The following is a 9038-nucleotide window of genomic DNA, read 5'->3' as shown; positions in this document are numbered from 1 at the left end:
CTCCTCGCCGCCGAGCTGCGCGGCGGTCCATGCCCCGATCCTCTTCCCGGCGTCGAAGTTGTCGGTCGCGAACGTGATGTCCACGGCGTCGGCGGGATCTGGTGCCGTGTCCAGGGCGATGACGAACAGGCCGGCATCGCGGGCCTTCGCGATCGCGTCGACGACAGCGGGGCCGTTCGGGGTGATCAGGATGCCGTCCTGGCCCTGGGAGATGGCGTTCTCGATGGCCTGGATCTGGGTGTCCTCATCGCCATCCTCGCGACCAGCCGCAAAAGTCAGCTCCACGTCCCGCTGTTCAGCAGCTTCCTCAGCGCCCTTCTGCATGGCGATGAAGAAGGGGTTGCTCGTCGTCTTGACGATCAGCGAGAGAGAGACCGTCTCGTCCTGGCCGCTGGGCGAGGAAGTCCCATCGGCGTCGCCATCGCTCGAGCAAGCGGCGAGTGTGAGTGCGGCTGCTGCGGCAAGGACGGCGAGACTCGAGGCCGCGCGGCGGCGGGAAGGCATCGTGCGTGTGTTCATCGGGATGAACTCCTCCGGATGGGCGGCCGAAGCCGCATGACAACGTTGTCATGCACACAGTCGCTCGTAGGCGGGGAGGCGGTCAAGAAGCGCGAGGTCACGCTATGGTCACGACATGACATCGTTGTCTAGTTCCGGTGGGACTGTCCCAGATTCCGTCAAGCCGCGCGCGACGATGCGCGACGTAGCGGAGCTCGCGGGTGTCGGGATCAAGACCGTCTCCCGGGTCGTCAATGACGAGCCGGGTGTGTCGCCGGCAATGGTCGAGCGAGTGAAGCGAGCCGCGATCGAGCTCAGCTTCCGCCCCGACCTCGCCGCTGGCACGCTGCGCCGCACCGGTGGCCGGTCGAAGAGCATCGGGTTGGTCCTCGCGAGCGTCGACAACCCCTTCTGCGCGGCGATCCATCGGGCGGTCGAGGACGTCTCTGCGGAACGCGGCGTCGCGGTGTTCTCGGCGAGTACCGACGAGCAGCCGGAGCGGGAGCGGCGCCTGGTGGAGGCGTTCTCGTCCCGCCGAGTGGACGGCCTGATCATCTCTGCGTGTGGAGCCGACCAGCGCTACCTCGAACCCGAGCTCGAGGCCGGAACGCCCGTCGTCATGGTGGACAGGCCACCGGTCGGCATCGAGGTCGACAGTGTCCTCGTGGACAACGTCGCCGGAGCGAGGGGCGCGACGAACCATCTGCTGCGGGCAGGACATCGACGCATCGCGTATCTCGGGGACCTGCCCTCGATCGCGACCGCACGCCAGCGCCGGGAAGGTTACCTTCGAGCGATGGTGACGACTGACGACCGGCTCATCCACGACGGCCTGCACGACATCGACGCCGCCTTCGCGGCGGTACAGCGGCTTCTCGGCGAAGTCGACGCTCCTACTGCACTCTTCACGAGTCAGAACCTCGTCACCATCGGTGCCTTCCGCGCCCTGCAGTCGCTCGGCCTTCAGCACGACGTTGCGGTCGTCGGCTTCGACGACTTCAATCTGGCAGACCTGATGGACCCAGGCGTGACCGTCGTAGCGCAGGACGCGACAAGCATCGGACGCACCGCAGCGGAGAGAGTCTTCGCGCGCCTGGAGGGGGACACCTCGGCGCCTCGGGAGTTCGTGCTGCCGACGCAGCTGATCGTCCGTGGGTCCGGGGAGATCCCTCCGCGCCGAGGACGGCCAGACCCGGCGGAGCGGCGACCGTGAGCGCGTCGAACTCAGGAAGGACCAGGGAACCGACCCCCGAGGTCGTGACGCTCGTCGCCGGCAGCGCGACCCTGGACGTCTCGACACTCGGCGCCACCCCGCTGCGCTGGACCCTTCCGTTGCTGGGTGAGATCGCCGACGTACTCGACGGCTACCGCGACACGCATGAGCTGCATGCCCAGGACGGCGTCCGCAACGGGGTGATGGCACCGTTCTGCAACCGCGTTGCGGACGGTCGGTACACGTTTGACGGCGTCACGCACGATCTACTGCCCGGCTCGCAGGATCGCACGATCTACCACGGCCTCGTCCGCACAGAGCCCTTCACCGTGGTGGAGCAGCAGCAAGGCGAGAACGAGGCGATGGCCGTTCTGCGGTGCGACGCGCTCAGTGCGGGCCAGGCAATCGGGTATCCGTTCCGAGTGGTGGTCGAGGTCTCGTACCGCCTCACGCCAGACAGCTTGGAGATGGCAGTGACCGGCAGGAACGTCGGCGACGTCGCGGCACCTTTCGTCGCCGGCTGGCACCCGTACTTCCGCCTTCCGGGGCGCCCGGTGGTCGACGGTCTGAACCTGACGCTCCCCGCCCAGGTCGCGATCCGGTCCGACGGGAGACTCGTCCCCCTACCCGGTGATGCCGCGTACGAGGCCCGGAACGGCGCCCGCTGGGAGCCGATCGGCGACGCCGTTCTCGACGCCGCCTTCGCGGGCCTTCGAGCGGACGACGACGGCATGGCCCGCACGATGCTCTCGGATCCCGCCTCGGGCGTGTGCATCAGCCTGTGCCAGGAAAGAGGGCTGGTGCACGTCTTCACGGGCGACACCCTCGCACGGAACCGTCGTGCGTCCATCGCGATCGAGCCGGTGGAGGTGATGACGAACGCGTTCGGCAGAGTCGACTGTGCGGCGGCGATCCGTCTCGAGCCGGGGGCTGCGCGGCGCTTCGCCTGCACCACCACCGTCACGGAAACGACACTCTGACGATGCACCGCGGCCCCGAGCTCAACGCTCGGGGCCGCGGTGATCACGGTCGGCGGTTGACCGCCGACGTCGACTCACTTCGCCTCGCGACGACGTGCCCAGCTGTCAGCGAACGGATGCAGACCTCACCCCCTCTTCGCCGGGTGGCAATGCCGCGTTCGCACGGCAGGTCGGTGCGGACACCGTTCGCGGCAAGGGTTGGGGGCCGGCCCGCCCACCTGACCTCCTCACGCGGGCGAGCCCCACGACTGGTTGGGTCCGCCGACGCAGTCCCAGACCTGGAGCCGTTGCCCGTTGATTGCGTTGCCGGCCGGGAGATCGATGCATCTACCAGACCACGCGTTTCGGTACGTGTTTCCTGCGCGTGTCCATCTCTGCTGCGGAGAGCCGTTGCAAGCCCACACCTGGAGCGAAGCACCGTTCCCGATGTTCTCTGAGGGCTGGTCGAGGCAGACATCACCGTTCCCGAGCGATCCATTCGCGTTGTGCGTCCACCGCTGGTTGGCAGCGTTGGAGCAGTCCCACAGGCGCACTGCGGCGCCGTTCGCGCCCGGAGCCTTGTCGATGCACTTGTTGGTTCCGTTCCAGTGCATCTCGCCAGCCCCAGGGGTCTCCGGCGTACCGCCGGATCCCGTCGTCCACGCCTTGTCCAGCCGGTTGAAGGTCAAGGACACCAGAGTCACGTTCCCACCGGCGGCATATGCAGCAATGCCCAGGCTGTCCGGTGCCGAGTTGAAGTTGACGTTCTCGGTGTAGGACAGCTTCCCGTCGTTGCCGAACGCCTCAACCTGGCCGCGGTCTACCAAGATCCGCATGCGGATCTTGTTGTTGACCGGAACGAGTGGCTTGAACTCCAACTGCTGGAGCCCACGGTTGTACGCAATAGTCCGATCGCTCGAGCCGTCCGGACGCTGGTGGAGCCTGAACCCGAACTCGCTGGCGGTCGCCCCGGCCAGGTCCCACTCGGCTATGAGCTCGTAGGCGTCGGCGTTGACACCGTTCAGCGGGTCGCTCGAATCGTTCGGCGTGATCGCCCGGGACCCCCATGTCTGGGTACCGCTACGGATCGTCGAAATCTCGTCGACCGGCTGCCGTGTGACGCGCAGGCCCTCGGGGAACGTTCGAAGCCCGAGCTCCGCCGGGAACGAGGCGTTGCCGGTCCAGGTCGATCCCCGGTTCCCTGGCTGCCAGTACATCTGGACCACACGGTTGGTCGGCATGTTGGTGAAGGTCTGGCCGGCGTAGAAGGATCCGTCGAAGGCTCCCCGACCCTCATCCATCCTCTGGGGGTTGTTCCAGCCCGAGTCGGGGACGAAGACGCCGTTGCTGTTGAGAGTGCCAACGACGTACTCGCCGGAAGCATCGGTCAGGACCCACCGCAACACCCCGGTGTTGCCGTCGACCGGCAGCTGGAACATGTCCGGGCACTCGAAGATCCACGGCGATCGGTACTCGCCGCGGTACGTCCAGTCAAGCAGGTTCGTCGAGCTGTAGAACTTCGCGGCGTTGCCGTTGTCGTTGCCCCAGAACACCATGCCCCACCGGTTGCTCGCCGCGTCCCAGAAGACCTTCGGGTCACGACTCTCATACGGGGTCGAAATGACCTTCGCGCCGCCGTTGTACATCTGGAAGCGGTTTCCCCCGTCCGTGCTGTAAGCGATGGAAACGCCTCCCGTATTGGTGAACAGGAGGATCGGGGCGTCCGAACCGCTCTTGAGGCCAGTCACGTTGTTCTGGTCGACCCAGCCGCCACCGGACCACAGCGTGGCGTTGTGCACCCCGGGCTCGAGGGCGATGGGCTTCTGCGTCCAGTGCACCAGGTCCTTGCTCACCGCATGGCCCCAGTGCATCGTGTCCCAGCCAAGGCCGTGCGGGTTGTGCTGGTAGAAGAGGTGGTACTGACCGTTGTAGAACAACGGTGCGTTGATGTCGTTCATCCAGCCACCTTGAGAGCTGAAGTGGAACTGTCCCCTGAACGGCTCGTTGTAATCCGTCGGCGCATAGGGGAACTCCGGGTAGTCGCCAGCACTGCCGGCAGACGCCGGAGTGGCGATCGCGACCGCCACGACCCCGGACGCAAGGACAGCGACAGCCGTCATGGCGGCACAGAGAAGACGAAGGAGACGGGACTGGATTTGTCGCATGCGGGTCTACTTTCTGGCTCGCAAGACTTCCCAACAGCCCGAACCGGAGAGAACGGCGAAGTTGAACTCAGAAGTCACGATCGTCGCCAATAGGCCGTCGCCGCCGAGCATCGGCGGGCGATACGGGAGAGGACCGGAGGGAGGGGCCGGTTGAGGAAGATGCATCGAACGAAGGCGTCTCGGGCGGACACCGGTGTCCGCCTGACTGTGCTGCACTGACGAGCCGTGAAGGCAACATCGCCTCGTCGGACTCCATGGTGCATGACAACGTTGTCATAGACACCTTGGCAGGTGTGCGCCCCACCGTCAAGGTTGACTTCCCCCGCGAGCGCCTCGCGAACGTGGGCCTGTCGTGCTGACAAGACGCCGATAGGGGCTGCTGTTCCGGCCACTTTCTGCGTGGGAGCCTGCCGAGAACGCATCGCGCGAGTGCTACTCCCCCAACTCTGCTCGCACGCGCTGTCGACACCTCGTCGGGCTGCGCAGCTCGATGGGCCGCGTGAGTGCCTGCACGGTCATGTCACCTGGCCTTCCCGCGCAGGTCGACGGGCGTCGACTCGCTCAGCCGAGCATCCCCGATGGATCGAGCAGCAGACCGTGTGCGGGGCTTCGCCACCCGCCCGAGGGATCGAGGTTGGCACGAACCGGATTCCCGGCACGGCTTCGAGGCACGACGCCTACCGAGTCAGATCCCGTCGCGCTCCGGTCCCTGCGGGGGCCTCGGATTGGGCATGCGGCCGGCTTGAATCAGGCGTTCTGGCGGTAGATGGAAACGCAATTCCCCGCTGATGGCCGAGCCGTCCAGAGATGGTCTGGGCCCGGACACGGGCAGTTCAGCGGCTGTGGGCGGCTCCGCGCCTGCCCGTGACACGGTGATGGCCGAGGCTGCCGCCGCACGCTCGAGGATGGGTCGTAGCACTCCGACGGGGCTGGCCCTCAGCCGAGGACGCGCCTGGGCGCCGAGCAGGCCTTGGCCGCCGAGGCCGTCGAGCAAGGCGGCCATGAACGAGTCCCCGGCTCCCACGGTGTCGACGACTTGGACGGGGACTGGCGAGATCCGGATCGCGCCGGTTGACGTCATGGCGACTGCCCCCTGCGATCCACGAGTGACCACGACGAGCGCTGGGCCGGCATTGACCCACCGTCCGGCGACTTCCAGAGGATCCGCGCCGGGGTACAGCCACTGCAGATCGTCGTCACTCGCCTTGACCACATCCGCATCGGCGAGCAGTCGAGCGGTACGTCGCATGACGTCGTCGCGGTCGGCCAGCAGACCCGGGCGGATGTTGGGGTCCAGGCTCACTGTCGTCGACGTGCTCAGGTCTGCGACCAGACGCTCGACCGCGTCAGCGCCAGGCGAGAGGTAGGCAGCTATGGATCCGACATGCACGTGCGTCGCGCGTGGAATCAGTACGTGCGTCGCCAGCGCCGCCCACGAGATGTCGAAGAAGTACAGCGCTCCGCCGGACTCGTCCAGGACCGCCGTCGCAGTTGCCGTCGCCTGGTCGCCGGGGCCGGCGTCGACGATGTCGACCCCGGCGCTCAGGAGATGGGAACGAATGATCCGGCCGTGGTCGTCGTCGCCGAGCTGGGTGACGAGCGTTGTTCGTCGACCTAGCCGCCCCAGACCGAATGCCACATTCATCGGACTGCCGCCGGGGTGCGTCTCGACGTGGCCGTCCGTGGATCTGACCAGGTCAGCGAGAGACTCGCCGATCACCAGGAATGTGGGCTCGTCGTTCATGAGGACTCTCCGGGACTTCGATCTGTGAACGGTGCGAGCCGGTCGCCGAGTGCCTTTCGCCATCGGATCGCCGGCGGAGTGTCCTGACGCGTCGGCGGACTCAGGCCACCTGCTTGGCGCCCGTCATGATGGCGACGGCTTCTTCTGCCGAGTGGGTGTGCGGCGTGACGACCGCCGCGCGACGACCCAGCCGTTGGATGTGCACACGGTCGGCCACCTCGAAGACGTGCTGCATGTTGTGGCTGATGAGGATCACCGGCAGGCCGCGTTCGCGAAGGTCTCGGATCATCTGGAGAACCTGGTTGCCTTCCCTGACGCCAAGCGCGGCCGTGGGCTCGTCGAGGATGATGACCTTCGAACCGAACGCCGCGGCCCGCGCCACGGCGACCGCTTGACGTTGGCCGCCCGAGAGCGTCTCGACGGCCTGGGTCGTGTCCTGCAGCGTCGTGATGCCGAGTCGCTTGACCTGCTCTTCCGAGCGCCGCCGCATGCCCTTGGTATCGAGCATCCGGAACACTGACCCCAGAACTCCGGCCCGGCGCTCCTCTCGGCCGAGGTAGAGGTTGCTCGCGATGTCGAGCGCCGGTGACACAGCGAGGTTCTGGTAAACCGTTTCGATGCCCGCGGCGCGCGCTTCCTGGGCGCCGTGGAATCGCACGGGTTTCCCGTCAAGGAGCAGCTGCCCCGCGTCGGGGGTGTAGGCCCCGGAGAGACACTTGATGAGCGAGGACTTGCCCGCCCCGTTGTCACCGATGATCGCCAGGACTTCACCTGGATAGAGCTCGAGGTCCACACCGTCGAGTGCGACCACTCGCCCGAACGTCTTGACGAGGTTCTTCGCCTGAAGCACAGGCTTGCGGCTGTCCTGGTCCATCAGGCACGCCCCCTTCGGATCCACTGGTCCACAGAGACCGCGACGATGATCAGCACGCCGACCGTGAGCGTCTGGTACAGCTGGTCCACGCCCGCCAGCGAGAGACCATTGCGGAATACTCCGACGATGAGCGCGCCGAGCAGGCTGCCCCAGATCACCCCGCGGCCGCCGAACAGACTCACCCCACCGATCACGACCGCAGTGATCGAGTCGAGGTTGGCGTCTGCACCCGCATTCGGACTGGCGGCGTTGATGCGTCCGACAAGGATCCAGCCCGCGAGTGCGAAGGTCGCGCCGGCCGCGAGGTAGACGCTGAAGAGGACACGACCGACCTTGATGCCCGCCAGGCCCGCGGCTTCCTTGTCATCACCAACGGCGTAGACGTGCCGTCCCCAAGCGGTCTGACCGAGGGCGTACGCCGCGACGACGTACATGAGCAGCATGATCACGACACCGGCCGTGACGCGCACGCCCCAGACCGTGAAGGCCGAGCCGGTCCATGTCAGCAGCGGCGGTAGCTCGCCGCCCCGCACAGTGGCCCCATGGGAGTAGAGGAGGGTCAACGCGACGAAGATGTTCAAGGTGCCGAGTGTGACGATGAACGGCGGCAGCTTGAATCGTGTGACGAGGAAGCCGTTGAGCGCGCCGCAACCGAGGCCGACCAGCAGCGCCAGCAGCAGCGCGAGGACGGCCGGAACGCCGCTGTCTGTCGCCGTCTGTGCCATGACCATCGAGCTCAGCACCATGATCGCGCCCACAGACAGGTCGATGCCGGCGGTGAGGATGATGAGCGTCTGCCCGATAGCCAGGGCACCCACCACCGCGACTTGCTGGGTGATCAGCGAGAGGTTCTCGGGCCGCCAGAAGCGGTCGTTGAGGAACCCGAAGACGATGACCGCGACGACCAGGACCACAGCAGGGCTGAGAGCCGGATACCGGTGGAGGACGGACTGGATCCGTTCGCCCGTCGTCGTGTTCTTCAGGAGGTCTTCGGTCGTTCTGGAAGGGGTTCCAAGCGGAGCCGGGTCGGCTGCCGGTGCAGATGGGGTAGTCATCACGTCGCTTTTCCTTGAGGCGATCGCCGGGCAAGGCCCGGGCAAAGGACCAGGGTGGGAGGTCGTGCGGCCAGACGGCGCCGGGTCCACGGCGCCGTCTGGCCTGCGAGGGCTCAGCCCCAGCAGATCTCCGAAGCCTCGGTGGTGTCGATGCTCTCGATGCCGTCGACCGGGTTGTCGGTCACCAGCGCGACACCGGTGTTGAAGAAGTCCAGGCCCTCGCTGGTCGTCGGGGCCTCCCCGCCGCGGGCGAGCTTGGCGATGGCGGCGACACCCTCCTGGGCCATGCGGACGGGGTACTGCTGCGAGGTCGCGTCGATGATGCCGTCCTTGACGTACCCGACGCCGGCGCAGCCGCCGTCGACCGAGGTCATCAGGACGTCCTCAGGGGTCTTGCCGGCGGCCGTCAGAGCCTGGAAGGCGCCGTAGGCGGTGGGCTCGTTGAGGGTGTAGACGACGTTGATGTCGGGGTTCTTGGACAGGCAGGTCTCCATGGCGGTCGTGCCGCCGTCCTCGCTGCCCTGGGCGGC

Annotated in this window: 8 protein-coding genes; 2 read left to right on the top strand and 6 right to left on the bottom strand. The window is 66.8% G+C overall.

Annotated features, from left to right (window positions below):
- A partial coding sequence (locus tag AC1DZC_RS19775) for a substrate-binding domain-containing protein (protein WP_477044448.1) occupies positions 1 to 519 on the bottom strand: 519 nt, incomplete at its 3' end.
- A gap of 115 nt (positions 520 to 634) precedes the next feature.
- Between AC1DZC_RS19775 and AC1DZC_RS19770 the strand changes: the two genes are divergently transcribed.
- A complete protein-coding gene (locus AC1DZC_RS19770; RefSeq protein WP_477044447.1) occupies positions 635 to 1711 on the top strand; it encodes a LacI family DNA-binding transcriptional regulator in 1077 nt (358 codons plus the stop codon).
- 44 nt (positions 1712 to 1755) lie between these two features.
- Positions 1756 to 2691 carry an aldose epimerase family protein gene (locus AC1DZC_RS19765; protein WP_477044446.1) on the top strand — a complete coding sequence of 312 codons (936 nt, stop codon included), beginning with the start codon at positions 1756 to 1758 and terminating at the stop codon, positions 2689 to 2691.
- A gap of 227 nt (positions 2692 to 2918) precedes the next feature.
- On the opposite strand, the gene AC1DZC_RS19760 is transcribed toward AC1DZC_RS19765, so the two are convergent.
- The 5 genes from AC1DZC_RS19760 to AC1DZC_RS19740 form a co-directional block, all read right to left on the bottom strand.
- Positions 2919 to 4757, bottom strand: coding sequence for a ricin-type beta-trefoil lectin domain protein (locus AC1DZC_RS19760; protein ID WP_477044445.1), 1839 nt, complete (start codon positions 4755 to 4757; stop codon positions 2919 to 2921).
- Between the two features lie 763 nt (positions 4758 to 5520).
- The gene (locus AC1DZC_RS19755; RefSeq protein ID WP_477044444.1) at positions 5521 to 6579 is read right to left on the bottom strand and encodes a carbohydrate kinase family protein; all 1059 of its coding nucleotides are present in this window, start codon (positions 6577 to 6579) and stop codon (positions 5521 to 5523) included.
- Positions 6580 to 6679: 100 nt separating this feature from the next.
- The gene (locus AC1DZC_RS19750) at positions 6680 to 7453 is read right to left on the bottom strand and encodes an ATP-binding cassette domain-containing protein (protein ID WP_477041144.1); all 774 of its coding nucleotides are present in this window, start codon (positions 7451 to 7453) and stop codon (positions 6680 to 6682) included.
- Positions 7453 to 8508, bottom strand: coding sequence for an ABC transporter permease (locus tag AC1DZC_RS19745; RefSeq protein ID WP_477041145.1), 1056 nt, complete (start codon positions 8506 to 8508; stop codon positions 7453 to 7455). The genes AC1DZC_RS19750 and AC1DZC_RS19745 overlap by 1 nt, the downstream gene beginning before the upstream one ends.
- 113 nt (positions 8509 to 8621) lie before the next feature.
- On the bottom strand, positions 8622 to 9038 hold a 417-nt coding region (locus tag AC1DZC_RS19740; RefSeq protein WP_477044443.1), incomplete at its 5' end, for a substrate-binding domain-containing protein.

Source organism: Cellulomonas sp. P2_B4 (assembly GCF_056404795.1).
Note: the sequence above shows the minus strand (reverse complement) of the source record. Positions and strands in the feature narration are given on the sequence as shown.